At 45.5% G+C, this 21,412-nt stretch carries 17 protein-coding genes; 2 read left to right on the top strand and 15 right to left on the bottom strand.

Annotated features, from left to right (window positions below):
- Nucleotides 1–35: 35 nt before the first annotated feature.
- From IGJ74_RS00800 to IGJ74_RS00790, 3 genes are all read right to left on the bottom strand, one after another.
- Nucleotides 36–776 (bottom strand): GntR family transcriptional regulator, encoded by a 741-nt coding sequence (locus IGJ74_RS00800; protein WP_005226685.1) that lies wholly within the window; start codon nt 774–776, stop codon nt 36–38.
- A gap of 186 nt (nt 777–962) precedes the next feature.
- Complete coding sequence (locus tag IGJ74_RS00795) at nt 963–2,243, bottom strand: PTS sugar transporter subunit IIC (RefSeq protein WP_005232725.1); 1,281 nt, start codon at nt 2,241–2,243, stop codon at nt 963–965.
- Between the two features lie 246 nt (nt 2,244–2,489).
- The gene (locus tag IGJ74_RS00790; protein WP_430608676.1) at nt 2,490–3,878 is read right to left on the bottom strand and encodes a glycoside hydrolase family 1 protein; all 1,389 of its coding nucleotides are present in this window, start codon (nt 3,876–3,878) and stop codon (nt 2,490–2,492) included.
- Nucleotides 3,879–4,037: 159 nt separating this feature from the next.
- On the opposite strand from IGJ74_RS00790, the gene celB reads away from it, so the two are divergent.
- Both celB and IGJ74_RS00780 read left to right on the top strand, forming a co-directional pair.
- On the top strand, nt 4,038–5,309 hold the full coding sequence (gene celB, locus IGJ74_RS00785) for a PTS cellobiose transporter subunit IIC (protein ID WP_005226670.1): 1,272 nt from the start codon (nt 4,038–4,040) through the stop codon (nt 5,307–5,309).
- Between the two features lie 108 nt (nt 5,310–5,417).
- Nucleotides 5,418–6,134 carry a GntR family transcriptional regulator gene (locus tag IGJ74_RS00780; protein WP_005232731.1) on the top strand — a complete coding sequence of 239 codons (717 nt, stop codon included), beginning with the start codon at nt 5,418–5,420 and terminating at the stop codon, nt 6,132–6,134.
- Between the two features lie 73 nt (nt 6,135–6,207).
- Here the strand turns inward: IGJ74_RS00780 and IGJ74_RS00775 are convergent, their stop codons facing one another.
- The 12 genes from IGJ74_RS00775 to flgL all read right to left on the bottom strand — a co-directional run bounded on the left by IGJ74_RS00775 (nt 6,208) and on the right by flgL (nt 21,409).
- Nucleotides 6,208–8,670 (bottom strand): heavy metal translocating P-type ATPase, encoded by a 2,463-nt coding sequence (locus tag IGJ74_RS00775; protein ID WP_218192990.1) that lies wholly within the window; start codon nt 8,668–8,670, stop codon nt 6,208–6,210.
- A gap of 262 nt (nt 8,671–8,932) precedes the next feature.
- A complete protein-coding gene (locus IGJ74_RS00770) occupies nt 8,933–10,369 on the bottom strand; it encodes a glycoside hydrolase family 1 protein (protein WP_087664767.1) in 1,437 nt (478 codons plus the stop codon).
- Between the two features lie 167 nt (nt 10,370–10,536).
- Nucleotides 10,537–12,303, bottom strand: a complete 1,767-nt coding sequence (locus IGJ74_RS00765; protein ID WP_016611591.1) for an ABC transporter ATP-binding protein — start codon at nt 12,301–12,303, stop codon at nt 10,537–10,539.
- Nucleotides 12,269–14,020 carry an ABC transporter ATP-binding protein gene (locus IGJ74_RS00760; RefSeq protein ID WP_087664766.1) on the bottom strand — a complete coding sequence of 584 codons (1,752 nt, stop codon included), beginning with the start codon at nt 14,018–14,020 and terminating at the stop codon, nt 12,269–12,271. The genes IGJ74_RS00765 and IGJ74_RS00760 overlap by 35 nt, the downstream gene beginning before the upstream one ends.
- Nucleotides 14,017–14,457, bottom strand: a complete 441-nt coding sequence (locus IGJ74_RS00755; RefSeq protein ID WP_016611594.1) for a MarR family winged helix-turn-helix transcriptional regulator — start codon at nt 14,455–14,457, stop codon at nt 14,017–14,019. The genes IGJ74_RS00760 and IGJ74_RS00755 overlap by 4 nt, the downstream gene beginning before the upstream one ends.
- 166 nt (nt 14,458–14,623) lie before the next feature.
- Entirely contained in the window at nt 14,624–16,375 is a 1,752-nt protein-coding gene (locus tag IGJ74_RS00750) for a hypothetical protein (RefSeq protein WP_005232737.1), read from the bottom strand.
- Between the two features lie 165 nt (nt 16,376–16,540).
- Nucleotides 16,541–16,909: a flagellar export chaperone FliS gene (gene fliS / locus IGJ74_RS00745; RefSeq protein ID WP_008376567.1), complete on the bottom strand. Its 369-nt coding sequence runs from the start codon at nt 16,907–16,909 to the stop codon at nt 16,541–16,543.
- 13 nt (nt 16,910–16,922) lie between these two features.
- Complete coding sequence (locus tag IGJ74_RS00740) at nt 16,923–17,252, bottom strand: hypothetical protein (RefSeq protein WP_086316749.1); 330 nt, start codon at nt 17,250–17,252, stop codon at nt 16,923–16,925.
- 74 nt (nt 17,253–17,326) lie between these two features.
- Entirely contained in the window at nt 17,327–18,748 is a 1,422-nt protein-coding gene (gene fliD / locus IGJ74_RS00735; RefSeq protein WP_061053564.1) for a flagellar filament capping protein FliD, read from the bottom strand.
- Between the two features lie 4 nt (nt 18,749–18,752).
- Nucleotides 18,753–19,166: a flagellar protein FlaG gene (locus IGJ74_RS00730; protein ID WP_016611599.1), complete on the bottom strand. Its 414-nt coding sequence runs from the start codon at nt 19,164–19,166 to the stop codon at nt 18,753–18,755.
- Nucleotides 19,167–19,268: 102 nt separating this feature from the next.
- The gene (locus IGJ74_RS00725) at nt 19,269–20,351 is read right to left on the bottom strand and encodes a flagellin (RefSeq protein WP_005226642.1); all 1,083 of its coding nucleotides are present in this window, start codon (nt 20,349–20,351) and stop codon (nt 19,269–19,271) included.
- 137 nt (nt 20,352–20,488) lie between these two features.
- Complete coding sequence (gene flgL, locus IGJ74_RS00720; protein WP_016619541.1) at nt 20,489–21,409, bottom strand: flagellar hook-associated protein FlgL; 921 nt, start codon at nt 21,407–21,409, stop codon at nt 20,489–20,491.
- Nucleotides 21,410–21,412 lie beyond the last annotated feature (3 nt).

The raw sequence follows: 21,412 nt of genomic DNA, 5'->3' as shown, positions 1-21,412 counted from the left end.
AGCGTTTTTTCATTGAAGAAGCATTTTGTAAGCCGTTACTTTTTGCGGTGCTGTAACAGATCAGGCTTCATGTCTAACATGGAATAGCCACGAACATCATACCGATTGCGGCTGCAGGAATAGTCCACTGGACGTCCCGATTCTAAATAGATGATCTGTTCTAATTCCAATACCGGATCATCTACTTGGCACGCTAAATAGGTTTGATCGTATTCATCACTTTTGGCAGCCTGAAAAGTCCGATAAGCACCAGCAAATTTGTAGCCTAAATCTTGCAACAGATAGTCATAGACGGATTCTTCCAAGATCTCTTTCGTCAAACCGCTGACCAGATCCAACGGCATATAGGAATGCTCGAGTATGTATGGATTGCCTTCTAAGATCCGCAAACGGATCACATGGTAGATTGGTTGTTCGGCAGTGATCTGAAGCATCTCTTGAATTCTTGTTGTAGGAAAACAGACTTCAAAGGTGATGACTTGGCTAGTCAACGTCCGTTTTTCTTGTTTCATCTGATAGCTCAGGCCTTTGTATTCTGTCACCGATGAGGTATCTTTGCCCCAAAAGGAATGATTCAAAACTTTGGTCCCTAAGCCGCGCTTTGTCAGCAGCAAGCCTTCCATAATCAGGATATTCACCGCATTTTTAATCGTCATTCGGCTGACGCCAAACTCTTCCACTAACTCTGTTTGATAAGGTAAAAGACTGTCTTTCGGATAAGTTCCGTCCTTGATTCTTTTACGCAGAACATCTGCGATCTCCATATATTTGGGCATTTTGCCACCTCCAAAACGTGTGTTGTATTGATTGAAAAACGAGAAAAGAACCGGCCAAACGAAAAGAGTGTCATCACACCACTGCACCTTCCAATGAAGCAGTGTGATAAGGGGTATTGCACTCTGATCGCGGCCGGATAAGGTCTATTACGTTTGGCGCTTGTTTCTAATCGACTCGATCAGACATTACGCATTTTTTAAACGGCGTGTTTCTTGAATTTGCGCCATTTTCACGAACGGCAAGTAGATAACGATCGACAAGATCAAGTTAACAGCTGCCAAGATTCCGCCAGCAATACTTTGTGTCGACAAAATACCGCCGATGATTGGTGGCGTCGTCCATGGTGCGATGACGGTACTTGCAGGAACTAAGCCAGTTGCAGTTGCAAAATAAGCAGTCGTGACTAAAACAAGTGGTGTCAACACATATGGGATGAACAAGATTGGGTTCAAGACAACGGGTAACCCAAACATCACTGGTTCATTGATCATGAACACACCTGGTGCAACGGATAGTTTTGCGACAGTCATATACGCTTTATGATGACGAGCAACTAAAAAGATCGCAATCAGAAGACCTAGTGTCGCGCCTGTTCCGCCAATGTTCACGAAAGAATCAAAGAATGGTTTGTTGACGATATAAGGCAAATCTGTTCCTGCTTCTAATGCTCGTGCGTTTGCTTCGATCGCTGGCACATTGATCGTTTGCATGAACGGGTCGATGATGTTGGCACCATGCAAACCAAAGAACCATAAGAATGCAGAGATAAAACCTAATAGCAAAGCAGCTGGGTAAGAGTTTGCCAAGCCCATGAATGGTTGTTGCACCAATTCATAGAAGGACAATACGATACTTGTCACACCAAATGCTTGGAAAATTGCTGTAAACAAAGCAAAGATCGATACGGTGATCATTGCTGGGAATAACGCAGCAAATGAACGTGATACTGCTGGTGGTACGCCATCAGGCATGTTGATGACTAAGCGTGGGTTGCCAGCTAGACGACGGAAGATCTCAGTAGAAATGATCGATACGATTAATGCTAAAAATAATCCTTGAGAACCAAGTCCGGCAGCTGTTAACAAACCATCTGGGCCTGTCGCCATTGCACCTAATGCGAAGAAACTTGCAACTGAGATCGCCCCAGCACCTAATGCGTCTTGATTGTAGCTTTTAGCTAAATTATACGCTACTGTGAAAGCGATTAACAGACCAAGTATTGAAAAAGTACCTGCTGACAAGTTGTTCCCAAAGGCTTGCCATGTCCCTTCACCAAAAATGCCATTCATAAAATCAATATAGGCAGGAATTGGTAAGTTGTTGATCAATACCCCAAAAGAGCCTAAGATCATCAACGGCATCGTTACGATAAATCCGTCACGAATGGCCACTAGATGTCTTTGAGAGCCTATTTTAGAAGCGATCGGAATAAAGTGCTTCTCCATAAATCCAATAAATTTATCCATTGTTTTTTCTCCTTTCAAACCCTAAACAAAATAATGAAACCGATTTCTACTAAAGAATACCACGAGAACGTTTCCATGTCTAGTCTTTTCTTTATCAAAACTGTGCTTTTGTTTAACCCAGCTTATCATTTGCAAAAACAGGTGGTTTTTTAATAGAGAATTCCCTTCGGAACAAGACAGAAAAATCCGCGATTTTACACAAAAAAAGCAATGCTGATCCCTACAGCATTGCTTTTTTCATTGTTATTAAAAGCCGTTATTATCTGAAACTTCTTTAAACCAACGACCTGATTTTTTCACTGTTCGTTTAGCATCATTTGCTAAGTCAACGGAGATAAATCCGTAACGGTTCTTGTAAGCATTGGTCCATGACCAGTTGTCCATGCAGGTCCACATATGGTAGCCGACACAATTGGTTCCTTCTTGGATCGCTTGGTGGACGTACTTCAAGTGGTCAGAGACAAACTCGATGCGGTAATCATCTTCGATCACGCCATCAGCATTGACGAAACGTTCTTCTCCTTCGACACCCATGCCATTTTCAGAAATGTAGCACTTGATATTGCCATAGTTTTCTCGCGTGTTTGTCAAAATATCATAGATCCCTTTTTCATAGATTTCCCATCCACGATACGGGTTCATTTTCTTGTTCGGCATATCATAGTTATCAAAGTAATCATCTGGCATTGGACTTTTCGCTTGATTGATCGGTGATTCTTTCTTCATGATACGACGAGGTTGGTAATAATTGATCCCCAACAAGTCGATCGTATTTTCGCGAATCGTTTGTAAATCATCAGCTTCCATCGCTGGTACCATATCTAATTCCTTGACGATGGTCACTAATTCTTCTGGGAACGTGCCTTTGACCGCAGGGTCTAAGAAAGAGCGATTAAAGAAGGCATCTGCGATTTGCGCTGCTTTGACATCCTCTGGATCGTTCTCATCTCTTGGATAGCTTGGCGTCAAATTCAAAATAATGCCGATCTCCCCACCAAGGTTCATCTCATGGTAGACTTTGATGGCTTTAGCACTCGCCAACGTTTCGTGGAACCCAACTTGGACTGCATGTTTCATGTTGATCTCATTCGGATAATGGAATTGGTAAAGATAGCCGCCTTCAACAGGGACGATCGGTTCATTATGAGTGAACCATTTCTTGACACGATCACCAAATAACGTAAAGCAGGTTTGCGCAAACGCGACATAGGCATCCACGGTCTCTCGGTTCAACCAGCCGCCTTTTTCTTGCAGCGCCATTGGCATATCGAAGTGGTATAAATTCATGAAAGGTTCGATCCCGTTGGCGATCAATTCATCAATGTAGGCATTGTAAAAATCAACGGCTTTTTGATTGACTTCTCCTTTGCCTTGCGGGAAAAGACGACTCCATTGGATCGACGTCCGAAACGTCGTATGGCCGGTTTCTTTCATGAGTTGAATATCTTCTTGATAGCGTGTGTAGACTTGCGAGGTTTTTTCAGGACCTACCCCATTGAAAAATTTCTCTGGTTCTTGCTGATACCAGTAATCCCAGATGCTTGCCCCTTTGCCATCACCTTCAAATACACCTTCTGTTTGTGGGCCACTAGCGGCTGACCCCCACCAAAAGCCTGCTGGAAATTGATAATCCATCTTCATTCACTCCTCGTTTTTTCTTTGCTGCCCTAATCATAAAGGAAGCAGTTACAAAAATCAATCTTTTTTAAAATAAATGTATAGACATTTAAAATAAAACATGATACATTATCAATGTAATCGATTGCAAAAAGAAATTTAAGGAGTGAACTAATAATGAATGGTTTTATGGACAAGTTATCTGAAAAGATTTTGCCCTTGGCGAATGCCTTAGGACAAAATCGCTATCTGACCGTCTTGCGGGACGCATTTATGCTTTCGTTCCCAATCACTATGTTTGGATCGATCGTGGTCGTTTTAAACAACCTGCCCTTCTTCAGTGATGCCACTAAAGGAACATTAGGAACGCTGTTTGGCAATGGGCAAAATGCAACAATGAGTATCATGACTGTTTTCGTTACTTTCGGTATCGGCTATTATTTATCAAAATCATATGATGTGGAAGGGATTTTTGGCGGCGCCGTTTCTTTTGCCAGCTTTTTGATCTTAACTCCTTTCTTTATGACTACTGAATCTGGCGAAACGATCTCCGGCGTGCTGTCTCTTGATCGTCTTGGCGCAAAAGGGATGTTTATCGGGATGATCGCAGCATTTTTAGCAGCTGAAATCTATTGCCGCATCACAAAACGCGGCTGGCAGATCAAAATGCCTGATGGGGTGCCACCAGCAGTTTCTAAATCTTTTGCCGCTTTGATTCCAGCAATTATCACCTTAACGGTATTTTTAGTGATCAATGCCATCATGACGGGTGTCTTCAATGCCAACTTGCATGACTTGGTTTATGAATTGATCCAAAAACCATTGACTGGACTAGGCAGCAGCTTGCCAGCAACTCTATTGGCTTTGTTCTTTGTCCAATTCCTTTGGTTCTTCGGTCTACATGGTCAAATCATCGTCAACTCTGTGATGGACCCGATTTGGAATACATTAATGTTAGACAACTTAGAAGCGTATCAAAATGGGGATGCACTGCCGCATATCGTCACAAAACCATTTATGGAAACCTTCACCGTTGGATTAGGCGGTTCTGGTATGACGTTAGCCGTTGTTATCTTGATGGCTTTTGTATTGAAGAAAAAACAATACCGCGATGTTGGTCGTTTGGCTTTAGCACCAGGGATCTTTAACGTCAACGAACCAGCAATCTTCGGTATGCCGATCGTCTTGAATGCGACAATCCTGATTCCTTGGGTCGTGGCACCTCTTGTGGTAACGACCTTCAACTACTTAGTGATGGCGGCTGGACTTGTTCCTGCACCAACTGGTGTTTCTGTTCCTTGGACCGTTCCAGTGGTCTTCAGTGGTGTCTTAGCAACCAACTCTTGGTTAGGTGGTTTGCTGCAAGTCATTGACGTGGTGATCGTCGGCTTAATCTGGTATCCATTCTTACGTGTTTTAGATCGTCAAGCAGAACCATCGATCGATTAAGCGCAACGGCTGGCTGAATTTTTTCAGTCAGCCGTTCTTTTTATAAAAAAACCAAGGTTTGATTGTCGAAACCGCTTTTTTCAGCTATACTTCTTGCGAGGTGATCAGATGCCAAAATACCAAGAAATTGCCAATATTTTACGCACACGTATCAAAAACAAAACGTATCCGCCTGACAGCTTACTGCCGAATCAAACTGATTTAGTCGAAGAATTCGGAGTCAGCCGGATGACCGTCAAAAAAGCCATCGGTATTTTAGCCATGGAAGGACTGGTTTATTCTCAGCGGGGCGCTGGAACAAAAATATTGAACCATCCATTCTTAAAAAAAGACACCACTGCTTTAACGGTCTATGAAGGCTTGTCAACAGAAATGGGCAAAGCTGGCCGCAAGCTAGTCAGTCAGGTCATCGATTTTCAAGTCGAATTTCCTGACCAAACGATCCAAGAAAAGTTGATGTTGACGGAAGAACAGCCAATCTATAGTATTGTCCGCTTGCGGATTCTTGAAGACCAGCCGTTTATTTTAGAATATACCTATATGCCGGTCCATTTGGTGCCCAATTTAACTCGTGGCCATTTAGAAAGTTCTATCTACCGCTATGTTAAAGAGGAACTAGGGGTCCAGTTTGCCGGCGCTTACCGCACCATTGCCGCTGATAAAAGCACCGCGTACGATCAACGGTATTTGGACTGTAAAGCCGATGATCCGGTTTTAGAGATCGAACAGATCGTCTATCAGAAAAATGGCTCACCTATCGAATTTTCCCGTAGTCGCAACCGTTATGACGTGCGGGCCTACTCTTATTTAGATGTCCAGCACTAAAAAGACCTATCCACGGTTTTCTTCCATCAGAAACCGTGGGCAGGTCTTTTTGTTGTTGCATTCGTTGCTTCGTTTATTTTTTTGCTGAGGGTTGGAATCGTTTCAGCCGCAAGGCATTTAATAAAACGGATACCGAGCTGAAGCTCATGGCCGCCCCGGCGATCATTGGATTGAGCAAGGGGCCGCCGAAAAGATGCAACACACCCATTGCGACAGGAATGCCTAAGACGTTATAAGCAAAAGCCCAGAAAAGATTTTCTTTGATGTTTTTGATGGTTGCCCGACTTAACTCGATCGCTGATGGGACGTCCATCAGATCGCTGCGCATCAGTACGATGTCTGCCGATTCGATGGCGACATCGGTACCAGAGCCAATCGCGATCCCTACATCGGCTTGGGCTAACGCCGGCGCATCATTGATCCCGTCACCTACCATCGCAACCTTTTGGCCTTTGGCTTGCAGGCCGGCTACTTTGGCGGCTTTATCTTCTGGCAAGACGTCACTGATTACTTCATCGATACCGACTTGTTTGGCGATGGCTTGTGCCGTTCGGGCATTGTCGCCCGTGATCATTGCTACGTACAAGCCCATTTGATGCAACCGTTCAATAGCTTTTCGACTGCTTTCTTTGATAGTATCTGCCACAGCGATGATCCCGATCGCTTCGCCGTCTTTGGCAACATACATCGGTGTTTTCCCTTCGTGAGCCAATTGTTGGGCTTGCTCGATCAGGCCATCGATGGCAACGTTTTGTTTTTCCAGCCATTTCTGGTTGCCTAATAGGACTGGACTGCCAGCAATCGTGCCTTGAATCCCATGCCCCGGAATCGCTTCAAACCCGTCAACTTCTTGCAGGGCGAGGGCTTGCGTGCGGGCTTCGATCACAATGGCTTCGCCTAATGGATGTTCTGAGCCTTTTTCAACAGAAGCCGCCAGCTGCAGCAATTCCGTCGGCGTGTGGTTGCCGGCAGGCAGGAGATCGGTTACGACTGGTTTGCCTTCTGTGATCGTACCGGTTTTATCAAAGACGATCGTCGTCACGTTTCTAGCTGTTTCTAACGCATCGCCGCTTTTGATCAAGACGCCATTTTCTGCCCCTTTGCCCGCACCCACCATGATGGCGGTCGGTGTCGCTAATCCTAAGGCACACGGACAAGCAATCACTAATACAGAAATCGTAATGGTCAATGAGAAGATCCAGGTTTCTTGTCCTAAGAAAAACCAGGCAAGTCCTGCAAAAACCGCCAAGACCATGACAATCGGGACAAACACACCCGAAACTTTATCTGCCATGCGGGCAATCGGCGCTTTGGAGCCTTGGGCATTTTCTACTAACTGAATGATTTGCGCTAACGTTGAATCTTCTCCCACATTGGTGGCTTCGTATTGAAACGAGCCATTTTTGTTGATACTAGCGCCGATCACCCGATCACCGACTTGTTTTTCGATAGGTAAGCTTTCTCCGGTGATCATTGATTCATCGATGGCAGAGCGTCCTTGGGTAACGATCCCATCCACAGGAATCTTTTCACCAGGTCGTACGACTAAGATATCGCCGGCTGCGACTTCTTCAATACCCACTTCGACTTCTTCGGCTTGATGCCCGCTGCCGCGAAGCACGCGGGCTTTTTTCGGTGCGAGATCCAACAACTTCTTGATGGCTTCGGAGGTTTTGCCCTTCGAGACCGACTCAAGGTATTTTCCTAAGGTAACTAATGCCAAAATAACGGCGGCCGTTTCATAGTACAAGTGCATCGCATAGTGGGTCGTGCCCAGGTAGACCATCACGGTCCCATAAATACTATAAAAGAAGGCAGCACTGGTTCCCAATGCGACGAGGGAATCCATGTTAGGATGGCCTTTCCAAAGCGCTTTGAAACCAGCAATGTAAAAGGCGCGACCGAGGACCATCACCGGTAAGACTAAAATCAATTGAGTGGTAACGAAATTGACTGGATAGGCCATTGGATCTAAAAAACCAGGGATCGGCAAACCGATCATTTCCCCCATCGTCAAATAGAACAAGGGGATCGTAAAGAGCGCCGAAAGCCAAAACCGTTGCCATAAAGCACGAATCTCTGCCTGTTTTGAATCCGCCTTGTCGGCAGAAGCAGTCGGCAGCTGTGCGTCATAGCCCGCCTCTTTCACGGTAGCTGCGATCTTCGCGGCGGAAACTTGGTCTTGTTGATAGCTGACCGTCAGTTTTTCTGTCGCCAGATTGACGGAGGCTTGCTCCACACCCGCTAATTTTTGGACAGCTTTTTCTACTGTTTGGGCACAAGACGCACAGGTCATGCCCGAGATGGCAAAGGTCTCTTGTCTTTGAGAGCCGATCAGTTGATAGCCCGCTGCTTTGATGGCCGCAGCGAGTGTTTCTTCGGTGAGCTGCTGCTCATCATAACGAATATGTAATTTTTCAGTAGCCAAATTGACAGCTGCTTGGTCGACCCCCGCCAGCTTGCTGACTGTTTTTTCGACTGTCTGGGAACAAGACGCACAGGTCATCCCTTTTACCCCATAATTCTTTTCGATCATTGTTTCCTTCCTCCTTGCTTGCTATGCAAACCCATTCACCTTTTATGTTTACAGTTGTAATCTTCTTCTACTTTACAATTATCGTTTACACTTGTCAACGATAATACTCAAAAAAAGGACGTTCTCCTTTGAAGCGGCCCAAAAAGCGAGACTTTTGGTCTACCTTTGGGCGGTCGCTACAGGTGGAACGTACTTTTTTCTAAGAAACGATCACTGCCGTTGCAGGGGTCGTTTCGCTTATTCAGGTATTGGCTTTAGGAGGCTAGCACTCTCGCCCGTTGGTTTTGATCAGCTCTTGATACCAGTAGAAGCTGTCTTTCTTGTAGCGTGCCAGTGACCCTTCTTGGGTTTCATCTTGGTCGACATAGACAAAGCCATAGCGTTTTTGGTAGCCGTTCAACCAGCTTAGCAAATCAGTGAAGGACCAGGTGCAATAGCCAAGAACTTCCGCGCCGTCGCTGATCGCTTCTTTGATGGCATGGACATGCCCTGCTAAATAATCGATGCGGTATTGGTCATGGATTTGGTGATCGTCTGTTAGTTTATCGTATTCACCAAGTCCGTTTTCCGTAATGATCACAGGCACCCGATAACGGCTAGTGATTCGGCGTAAAGCGATCCGCAGCCCTTGAGGATCGATCTCCCAATCCCAATTCGTCCGTTCCACAAATGGATTTTCAGCTTTTTTGAACATTCCTGGTGTCCCGGTTTCTTCGGAGCTACCTTTTTTCCCAGTGGTGTTCATTTTACCGGCACCGACACCATCTAATGGATTGTAGGCATTCGTTGCTGTTTGGTAATAGTTGATCCCTAAGAAATCTGGTTTTGCTGAACGCAGCAAGTCCATATCTCCTGGTTCAATCGTTGGTGCGATCCCTTGCTCTTTCAAGTAATTCATTGCGGCAATCGGGTATTCGCCCCATAGATAGACGTCTAACCAATAATGCGCCATCAAGTCTTCGGCATTTTCAGCTGCCAAAATATTTTTCGGGTCGCTGTTGATTGGGTAGTTTGGTGAGTAGGCGAAACTTGGTCCGATTTTCCCTGGGATTTTCATCTCATGAAACTTGTTGATCACCGACGCATTTGCCAAGTTAGCGATATGATTGACTTCATACATCCGTTTAGGATCGGTCACTCCTGGTGGATGGGCAGCTAAAAGATAGCCTAAAGAAGTAAAGATATTTTGTTCATTCAAGCTGACCCAATAGTGAACTTTGCCGCGAAAGGCTTCAAATAATACGGCCGCATAGTTGGTGAAATCTTCAATGATTTTGCGAGATTCCCAGCCGCCATATTCTTCTTGCAACGTACGTGGCAGATCCCAATGGTACAAGGTCACCATTGGTTCGATCCCTGCTTTAATCAGCTCATCGATCAATGCTAAATAAAAGTCTAACCCTGCTTGATTGACTTCTCCTCGTCCTTCTGGAAAAATCCGTGTCCATGCAATGGAAAAACGATAGGTTTTCAATCCTTGTTCTTTCATCAAGGCAACATCTTCTTTGAAGCGGTGGTAATGGTCGACCGCGACATCTCCGTTAGTTGCTTTAAAGGTTTTGCCTGGAATGCGGACAAAATCGTCCCAAACTGAAGCGCCTTTGCCGTCTTCTTGCCATGCGCCCTCTACTTGATAGGCTGCTGATGCTGAACCCCATAAGAAATCGTTGGGGAATTCTTTTAGTTGTTTATGATCCAATTGTTTCCCTTCTTTCTGTTTGATGATACCCCTTTCTTAAGTATACCGATAATTGCCTGATTTGTCATAAGAAGATTTTTTACCTGTGCCAAGAAAGCCGATGGCACGCAAAAAACATCCGTGCAAGCAGTGGGTTACTCCTTGTACGGATGCGGACTAGCTATGGATCATGCGTCAAATTGTGCCTGATAGAGTGAGGCATAACGCCCCTCTTTGGCTACTAACTCTTCGTGGGTCCCTTGCTCTACGATATTGCCCTGTTCCACCACGAGGATCGTGTCGGCATGTCGAATCGTGGACAAGCGATGGGCGATCACAAAGGAGGTTTTGCCTTTCATCAATTTGGTCATCGCTGCTTGGATCAGCAGCTCCGTTTGCGTGTCGACATTTGATGTGGCTTCATCAAGAATCAGCAGATCGGCATCTAACAGCATTGCTCGCGCAATCGTCAATAGTTGTTTTTGCCCTTGTGAAATACCGGTCCCGTCTTCAGAAATCAAAGTATCATAGCCTTTTGGCAGGCTCATAATAAAGTCATGGATATGGGCGGCTTGTGCAGCAGCTTGGACTTCTGCCATCGTCGCATTCGCCTTGCCGTAGGCCAAATTTTCAAAAATCGTTCCCGTGAACAGCCACGTGTCTTGCAGCACCATCGCATAGCTTTGCCGTAAGCTGCGGCGTGTCGCTTGGCGGATATTTTTGCCGTCTAACCGAATCGCTCCTTGGTCAGGGTCATAAAACCGCATCAAGAGGTTCACGATGGTGGTTTTCCCGGCTCCGGTTGGTCCGACGATCGCGACCAAGCTGCCAGCTGGTACTTGCAGCGAAAGGTCTTTGATGATGGGCTGCTGTGCTTGATAGCCGAAGGTCACATGGTCAAAGGCGACCTCACCAGACACCTCGTGGTATTCGTAGGCTCCAGGAACATCAGAAACTTCCGGTTCTTCATCCAGCAAACGGAAGATCCGTTCTGCCGCCGCCAATGCCGATTGCAAATCACTGAAGATGTTGGCTAACTCATTGATTGGTCCTGAGAATTTTCTGGAGTAAAGAACAAAGGAAGAAACATTCCCTAATGTCAGATGACCGAACAAAAACAGCAAGGCGCCAAACATACTGATCAAGGACAACGACAGATTGTTGATAAAGTTGATGGAAGGACCAGTCATACTACCGTAGTACTCGGCATTGTAATAGGCATCCACCGCTTCTTGGTTTTTTTCGTCAAAACGGCTGATGATCGCTTCTTCTTGGTTATACAGCTTGATCGTTTGCTGACCAGAAATAATCTCTTCCACAAAGCCGTTCAGCTCACCTAATTTGCGGGAACGACGGCGAAACAATGGTTGAAATTTGCTCATCAAAAAGCGGGTCAAAAAGATCGAAGCAGGGACCGTTACGACAAAAATCAGCACTAGCAATGGCGAAATCAAAACCATCATCACAAACGAACCAATGATCGTCACAAGACTGCTGAGGACTTGAATGGCATCGCTGGCCAATGACGTATTGATGGTATCGACGTCATAACTGATGCGGCTGATGATATCCCCAGTGGCGACCCGGTCAAAATACCCCACTGGCAATTCGGTGATTTTATCAAAAATCGCCTTGCGCATCGCTGCCACCACCCGCTGACTCAAGCGAATCATCATGAGCGAAATCAGATAACTAAGAAGGGAAGAAGCAAGATAAAACAGGAGCATCAGCCCACAATAAAAGAAGACTCGTTCAAAAATGACCTTGCCGGGACCCGGTTGAATAGCATCAATGGCGTACCCGGAAAGCAACGGGCCCACCAAGGCGAAGATGTTGCTGACCATCATTAAAATAGCGGCTGCCAACAGGAGTCCTTTGTACTCGTAGAGATAGCCCCACAAACGGCGGAGTGTTTTCTTGCTATCCTTTGGTTTTTCCGTTTTTTTCTTCGGCATCTTCGGCATCATCGGCACCTCCTGTCTGCCCTTGATAAATGGCTTGGTAGATCACATTATCTGCTAGTAATTCTTGGTGACTGCCAAAACCGTTCATTTGACCATTTTCCAGTACCAAAATTTTGTCGGCATGCTGGATCGAACTGATCCGCTGCGCGATCAAGATCGTCGTCGTCTGTTGAAACTGCTGTTTCAGGACCTTGCGCAACTGAGCGTCGGTCCGATAATCTAGCGCACTGGCGGAGTCATCCAAAATCAAAATTTCCGGATTCCCCGCCAATGCCCGCGATAACAAGACCCGCTGCTTTTGACCGCCGCTTAAATTGCTGCCTTTGGCATGCAGTGGATGAGCTAAGCGCTTGGGTAGTTGATTGATAAACTCCTTGGCTTGGGCGCGAGCCGCCGCTTCTTCGATCTGCTCTTTGGAAAACCGCCGGCCAAAGGCGATATTTTCTTCAATCGTTTCCGCAAAAAGCACGTCTTTTTGTAAGACGACACCGAATAACTGATGCAACTCCGTCGGATCGATGGAGCGAATGTCGCGACCAGCGATGCGGATCATACCCTTCGTTGGGTCATAGAGCCGCAGCAGTAATTTGACGATCGTTGATTTTCCGCTACCAGTCGCACCGATGATCCCTAAGGTTTCTCCCGGCTGCAAGGAGAAATCGATGTCTTTCAGCACCCGGGTACCGTTAGGATAAGTGAAGGAAACTTTTTCAAAAACGATATGCGCCGACTCTTCTTTGACAGGTGCCTCAATGACTTGCATATTTTGCGGGAGGCGCAAGACGGATTGGATCCGATCGGCAGAAGCGAGCCCCTTCGACACGATTACAAAGATGCGAGTGATACTGAGCATGGCATTCAAAATGATCGTAAAATAGGTCAAAAAGGCAATGATGACCCCTGGTTGGGTCAACCCTTGATTGACGCGAAAGGCACTGACGACGATCACCAATGTCAACCCGATATTCAAAAAGAGGTCCATCAGAGGTGGTGTCGCAGCCATGGTTCGATTAGCAGTGGTTTCCGCAGCTACTACGTCTTGATTGACGTGATCAAAGCGCTTTTTCTCGTAATCTGCTTTAGACAAGGCCTTGATCACCCGAGCCCCAGTTACATTTTCTCGGACAGTCCGCACCAACACATCCACTTGCTTTTGCAATGAGGCAAACAAGGGGATCCCCCGTTTTGAGATCGTGACTGCCGCCACTAAAGTGAAGGGCAAGACGCCTACTAAGACCAGTGTCAAAACGGGATCTAATGTAGCAGTGATCATGATTCCCCCTAATAACAGAATCGGGGCACGAATCCCCATCCGCTGGATCATCCCTACCGTTTGATGGATGTTGTAAGTGTCTGTCGTCAAGCGAGACACCAAGGAAGGAATCCCGACTTCTTCGACTTGCGGAATCGACAGATAGGAAACTTTTTCAAATAAATCATGGCGAATACTACCGGTGGTATCGCGAGCAACACTAGAGGCCATCCGATTGGCGATGATATTGGCGACAACTGCGATGATGGAGCAGACCACCATCGCCCCGCCCCAAGCAAAAATCGCTGATACTTGCTTCGTGGGAATCACAGAATCAATGATATACGCCAAAATCCAAGGCAATAGCAAGTCCATCAATGACCCGAAGAATTTGATGCTGACGCCAAGGGAAATGCGGCCGATATAGGGTTTTAAATATTGAGTCAAAAGATTCATTCCATCGCCTCAACTTTCGCTAAAAGCCGTTGGGAATTTTCTTTGACGATTTCCAGATCAGCGATCAACTGCTGCTGTTGGGCAGCAGAAAAACCTGCTACGACTTGTTCATTCCAGCTTTGAAGCAGCTGTTGGATCTTTGGTTGGACAACAAGTGCTTTTTCGGTTGGATAAACCAGTAATTGTCGTTTGTCGGTGGGACTGCTGGTTCTAGTGACAAATCCTCGTTCTTCTAAGATCGCTAGTTGACGGGCAACATTGCTTTTATTAACAAAAATCTTCTTGGCTAAGGCTTCTTGACTGATCCCCGGTTGACGGCAAATGTTTAAGATATAGGTATGATGCATCCCACCTAAACCAAATTTTTTCAGTTCTTTTTCCCGATAAAGGGTGGCGAGACGGGCAATATGATTGATTGAGCGGATAATGGCTTCCATGAGCACTCCTGCCTTTCTTGGTTCTTCAAAGTGTCTTATCTATTATAAGGAATAATCGTTGCGCACGCAACGATTATTGTTTCTCTCGGAAAAAAATAGGTACACTGTTGCTGATCAACAAAAAAAGAACTTCAGCCCTCTCGCTGAAGTTCTTTTCTGATTCATTTTATTCAGATTCTTTCAATAAAGCTTGTACGACCTTACGACGACGATACAGCTGTCTTGTTTTCCAGCTGATAAAGCCGATGAGTAAAGCGAGCCAAGAAATGATCGTCAGCCATAAAGCTCCGTCGAAAAACCAAGGTGCGTCATAGTCAACGACTAAGACATTCTCCCCTGCTTGCTGTTGGACAGAAACGGCACCAATGGCACTCAAAGAGACATCTTTCTCAGTTAGTGGCTGCTGATTGAGGGTCAATTCAGTATAGCGGTAATTGATGATCGGTAACGCCTTCCACGCCTCTTGATCACCTTGCCAACGTAAAGTAAGTTTCCCGTTTTCTACGGTTTTTGCCACGGTATCATTTTTTTCAATGATTTCTTCCCCGTACAAATTGTACTTGTTCTTCTTGGTCTCTTGATAGAGGGGCAGATAATCTGGGGTAGAACGTTGATACAGCGCTAATGCTAAGGACTTGTCTTTACTAAAATAGGCTTCCTTCAATTGCGCTTCAGATTCCGCCGAGAGATAGGTGTGGTTTCGCAGTGAAACTGCCGCTTCATCGGAGTGCCAGTCCTGCATTTTGACCGTGTTTTGGATCAGGATTTGACCAACACTCAAAACTAAAACGAGGACGAACCAACGCGGATTTGCCAATGGCTTGCCCCGATAATAAGGAACCAGCAGGCACAAACCGACTAAGATCAAAATCGTGGCAGGAACAAAGAACCGAAAAGGGAATTGTAGTAAATTGATCACACCATTGTCCAGACTGCCTAGCCATTGCCAAGGAATAGCGTTCGATGATAAAACGAAAAAGACCGCTGCAGCTGCTGTCATTAATTTGAAGCCGCCGGATAGACGAGGCCATACACGAATCGCACCGCAAAAGAACAAGGCACATAAGATTGGCAGCAGGTACGGAGTCGTCCACCAATAGCTGCTGGTTCCAGTAATGGTATTGTTCTGCATGTTGCGATTCACAAAAGGCGCGATCAACGTGTTACTCGTATAGAGATCCAACATCCCTAACCAAATATTGGCGGTCAGCAGCAAGAAAATCCCGATCGCTCCTGCTAAGCGCAGCACCAATTGTCGTTTTTCTTCGCCGGAAGTTCCAACAAAAAAGGCGCGTAAGAAAAAGGGCACATATAAGAGCACTAACAAGATGCTTGAAAACACATGGATTTGAAATAAGACCGCCACGGAAACCCCTACCGCAAAAGGCCGCAACCGTTTATGTTCCCCTAGTGCGATCAGTGGAATCAGACACAGCGGTAACACGGCTGCTCCCCAAGCAGAAAAGCCCTGCCGCTCAATCCAATACTGGACAGAATAGGTCGCCATAAACAGGATGCTCATCCCCACTGACAGCCAGCCATTGACTCGTAGTTTCTTTAATAAGCCAAACATCGAAAACCCTGCTAGCAGATAGAGCAGCCCATTGGCGAGCAGTTGGTAGGAAAACCACGAAGGACTCAGCAAGACCAGCAGACCTTGGAAATAGGCAAAAAAGGGACCGTATAATGCATTGACGATACGAGCAGATTGCTGAAACCCGTAGATAGAAAGAAAATATTGAAAATTGCCCTCTTTGATCTGCTGGCTGGTCTCATAAAAACGATTGAAGTGAAAGACCACATCAGAGCCCAAAATCATGCCTTGGCCTAAGATCTGCGGTAATAAAAAAACACCACTCATTGCAATCAGAATCACCACTTGCCAGAAAAGCGGCTTTTGTACTATTTTTTGTTTCAAAAAAAAACCTCCTTGCACCTTTTCGGTACGCTCATAAAAAGAGTACCAGATAGGGACGAGGAGGGGAAAAAGAAAGCTTAGTGAAAAGGGATACATGGTAAAAATTTAACCAATTACTAAACTTTTCTAGGTTTTAGGTGGTCGTTTCTTTGCTTTTTCTCAAATTTATTGGGTGATCGTTTGCCAGCTTTCCAGTAGTTCGCTTAAAAGTGGGACGACCGTTTCTGCAGGGGCTGCCTCTTTTTGGACATTGGCACTGACCAGCTGATCGTACATATAGCCATACAGCTGATCGAGATCTTCAGCAATAGCGCCGCCTTGCTCACGGTCTAAAGAGACCCGTAATTCCAATAAAATATTCTGCGCCTTGACAAATTGCTGATGGGCTTGGCTCAACTCTTCTTTTTCCAATGCGATCACTGCTAATTTGATGTTTTTGATGGCTGCTTGCAACAGCATTTCAATCAGTTTGTTGGGGGAGGCACTCATTACTTGGTTCTGCAGATAGTTGTTTTGCATTTTTTGATAATTCATCTTTTTTTCCTCACTATAAATCAAATTCGACGAAGGCGGCACTGTCTTCTTGCTGCAAATACGTTTTGACAAGATTGTTTTTGCGGTTCAAACGCCCCAATTCTTGTTTGATCTCTTGCTGCTGGGCTTTGACCTGCTCTAGGAACGCTTGATACGCTTGGATCACTTGTTGCGCCAATGCACTGGTTTGTGGACTATGGCTCTGTTCTTCTGCTTGCATGGCTGCTATGACCGCTGCATTGGCTGCCATCAAACGACCGGCTTCTTCGCTGTCGCCGCGCCATTTTGCAAACCCAGTTAAAATCTGATTCAAACGTTCATCTAATGATACGTGTGGCTCCATAGGTTGTTTCCTTTCTTGTTGACGAGGGTTTCTTATGCGAATGAAAAAATGACTGCTTTAATCGGCTATCCTGCCTAGTTTGACGTATTGGCAAACTGATTGCTTAGGTAACTCAGCTGATTTTCAGCCTCCATCATCACGGAGTCTAATTTGGTAAACATTGTGATGTAACGCTCTTTTTTCATTGCTAAAATAGCATCAAACCGTGTAATCTGTTTGTTCAAATCCTTGATGGTACTGTCATAGGTCGCAGATTTGGTGGCAATGATCCCTTTATTGGCTGAAGTATTGACGACATAGCTGTTGGCTAATTCTTTTAGCGCTAATGTATAGCCGGTCTCTTTCGTACTCGCAGTGCCATCGGCTTCTTTGGTTTTCGTACTTGCATAAAAGAAGGACTTCACAGCAGCGGGATCTTCCGCTAGGGCTTCTTTTAACTTGGTCGTATCCAGTCCCAATGTACCATCATTATCGACGGTGGAGATGCCTAGCTTATTAGCAGTCAGCTTTGAGCCGCTGACGGCTGGAATGGTGATCAAATTTCGCAATTGAGTCTGTAGACGGGTCAACGCACTGTCTCCCACCAAGGTCCCCGTCTTGTTGTTTTCACTACTAGGATCTCCCACGGTCAAATTATCGCCGATAAAACTCATCAAGCTATTGTATTGATCCACTAATCCTTGTACTGCATCAACGACTTTCGAAGTATCATTGGCTAAAGAAAGCGTCACATGCTCCTCGCTTTTTTTCGCTAACGTCAGAGTGACACCATCGATAACATCCGTCACACTATTGCTGTCGCGGGTGATCTCCATGCCGTCTAGTTCAAAAATAGCCGGTTGGCCTTGCGTCGTAGCCGCAGTTGAACCGATCCCTAATCCTTCGGCGGCATTGCCGTCGATCAAGAAGTTTTTGTCGCCCATTTTCGTATTCGTTAAAATCAAACGGTTATCCACGATGCTCGCTGCAACGAAGGTCGTCTTGCTTTGGCCATTGATCTTAGCTGCCACATCTTTTAAGCTGTCTTCGGCCGTGATCTCGATCGAAGCGGTGATCGGTTTGCCATCTTCATCGACTTCCGAACTGGTCAATGAGAGCTGACCACTGACATTTAGGGCCGTTTTGCTGCTTTGAGCTACTTGACTCCCCGTCACCTTCGTGGCTGTTGCTAGTTGGTTGACTTTTAGATCATAGGTGCCTTCTGGGGCTTCCGTTGTTCCTGCAATTGAAGCGATACTACTATTGGTGGTCGTCGCTTTTTTTGTTTGATAAGCATCATCTTTTTGTAACGCATCGACTTTTGACAAAAAGTTAGTCAAGCGAGTGCTGATATCACTCCATGCCGTTTTTTGTGCTTTAAGCGACGTGATTTTATTCTCAGCACGGGTCTTATTGATCGCATCTGCCGCCAATAATTTTTCAATATCTTCTGAAGTCACGCCAGAATAACTCCCTAGCGTTGTACTGATTCCTGAACTGCTGGTTACACTTGCCATAGTTTCATCCCTTTCGATCGACCGCAATGCCCATGTCATCCCATATTTTTCCAATCACATCTAGCATGTTGGCTGGTGGGATCTCTTTGATCACTTCGTTGGTCTGCATATCCACTAAACGCACCATCGTACGCCCTGTGCGCTCATGTACTTCATAAGCCAATTTCATATCTTTGCCAAGTAGTCGCTGATTCACTTCCTCCACGGAGGCTGCGATCTTGTGCTGATCGGCTACTGAAAAATAGTGGATCGGCGGTTCAGTGACCACTGTCCGTTCCTTTTTCTCCGCCATTTTCCCCTCTTGGTGTTGCGGCTGAAGGTTGGCGGTCTCTGGATCTAGGGATTCGATCGGACGTGCTTTAGCGACCGACGCAACGGCTTCGATCGGGTGTATTCCTGACATTGGCTGAATATCCATCAGAGCTTCCTCATTTCTAAGCGTTTTTGTGCTGCTATGTAAAACACAAGAACTGCGCTTCCCCTAGGCAGTCCTTGTGTCAGTGGTTCACTTGATCAAAAATTATCCTTGTAACAAGCTCAATACGCTGTTAGGCATTGAGTTTGCTTGTGCCAACATTGAAGTTGCTGCTTGAGAAAGGATGTTGCTCTTCGTAAAGCTCATCATTTCTTGGGCCATATCAACGTCACGGATACGTGAGTTTGCTTCAGATAGGTTTTCTTGTGTTGTACCTAAGTTGTTGATTGTGTGTTCTAGACGGTTTTGCGCCGCACCAAGATCCGCACGTTGTGCAGAAACTGCTTTGATCGCTTCATCGATTTTCGTGATTGGGTTGTTTTCAACGCTGACAGTTGCCGCTGCTGCTTTGCCTTCATCAGAAGCGGTAAATGTTGCTAAAGCATCATCGTATGTTTTTTGAGCTGTTGCTTTTGCTGTATCATCCGCAGCTGTATCGATGGCTGTTTGTAATTCAGCAACTGTTTTACCAGCTGCCGCATCAACTGTGCCGTCCGCTGCATATTTTGTTGTAGCATCTGCTTTGAAGGCAGTCGCTACTGCTTTATCTTTTGCTGCAGCAACAGCTTTGGCATCGCTTGTGTCAATGGCTTGTGTTAAATCTAAGCCTTTTACTTTCAAGGCAGATGAGCTCATGTTGTTGATTGAAACGCTCATTGTTTGGTTTGCGTTGGCACCGATTTGGAAAGTGAATGATTTCGCATCATCGCCTTCACCAGTTAACAAGCTTTTTGTATTGAATTCAGTGGTATTGCTGATACGGTCGATTTCATCAGACAATGCAGTGTATTCTTTGTTGATCGCACTGCGGTCATCATCACTTAACGTACCGTTTGAACTTTGAACCGCAAGGTCACGCATACGGCCTAAGATGCTGTGGGTTTCATTTAATGCACCTTCTGCTGTTTGGATCAATGAGATACCATCTTGTGCATTGCTTTTTGCTTGTGACAAACCGCCGATTTGGCCTTTCATTTTTTCAGAAATTGCTAAGCCAGCTGCGTCGTCCCCAGCTTTGTTGATGCGTAAGCCTGAAGATAATTTAGACAAAGAATTGCTTTTAGAAGCATTTGCTGCCGTTAGGCGTGAGTAAGTATTCAATGCTGAAACGTTTGTATTGATTCTCATGTGTAGTTCCTCCTAATTTTTATTCGCTAAGGTTTCCCTCTGCTACTATTTATCGGAAGAAACCGTTCAGGGTTAAGCCTTTTTTCTAAAAAAAATAAAAAACTTTTGCTCCCGTCAAAGAACAAAAGTTTTTTGGGTTAATTTAAATAATCTAGAATGGACATCTGCATGATCTTTGTTCCCATTGCTAATGTTGAGCGGTAGGCAGTCATTTGATTTTGATATTCCATATACTTTTCCGCAATATCGACGTCTTGTTTGTTGGACAGTGTTTCGGTCAAGTTCAGCTTTTCCGTCTCATTTCGATCAGCTGCCGCCTCCAAGCGATTGTAGAGGGTGCCGATCTGCGCCCGTACATTCACTACATTGGTGGCATGCTGGTCATGAGCGGTTAAAAGCTCGCCCCCTAAGGCATCTTTATCATCACTGCGCAACGCAGACAATAAATCATTGAAGTAGGTGCTTAAATTTTGGGGATCCGTAGCGGTGCCCGTCTCGTTCATCAGTCGATCACCGCTGGCTAACAGATCCACCGAGACCCCGTTTGCGATTTCTCGGGGCAAGTCTTCACTGGTGCCATTGTATTTGATACCGACGATGGCGTCATTTTCTTTGACGATCTCAAAAGGCGCCGTCGTTGTATTCGTTCCGCTAAATAGATAGCGGCCATCAAAGTTGGTATTTAATGATTCAACGATGCCTTCGATCTCTTGCTCAATCTCTGAACGATTTGCGCCTAATTCCTCACTGCCGGCCGTCGCATTGGCAGAAGATTGAACCAATGAGCGAATCCGTAGCATCGAGGTACTGACGCTTTCTAAAGCAGAATCTTGGGCTTTTGTCCAAGAAATACTGTCTTTAATCGTATTATTGTAAGTTTTGTTTTGATTTAACGACACATTGAGATCCATGATTTTTGAAACCAGCAGTGGATTATCCGAGGACTTGCTGACTTCTTTCAAGCTCGATAGCTGATTCAACGTGGATTGGACTTTGGAGGCGTTGGTTCCTAGATTTCGTAAAAAATCATTGTAGGTGATTGAATTGGAAATACGCATGGT

It is taken from the genome of Enterococcus sp. AZ009, assembly GCF_050548785.1.
Classification (GTDB): Bacteria; Bacillota; Bacilli; order Lactobacillales; family Enterococcaceae; genus Enterococcus_D; species Enterococcus_D entomosocium.
This window is presented reverse-complemented; position numbering and strand designations above follow the sequence as displayed.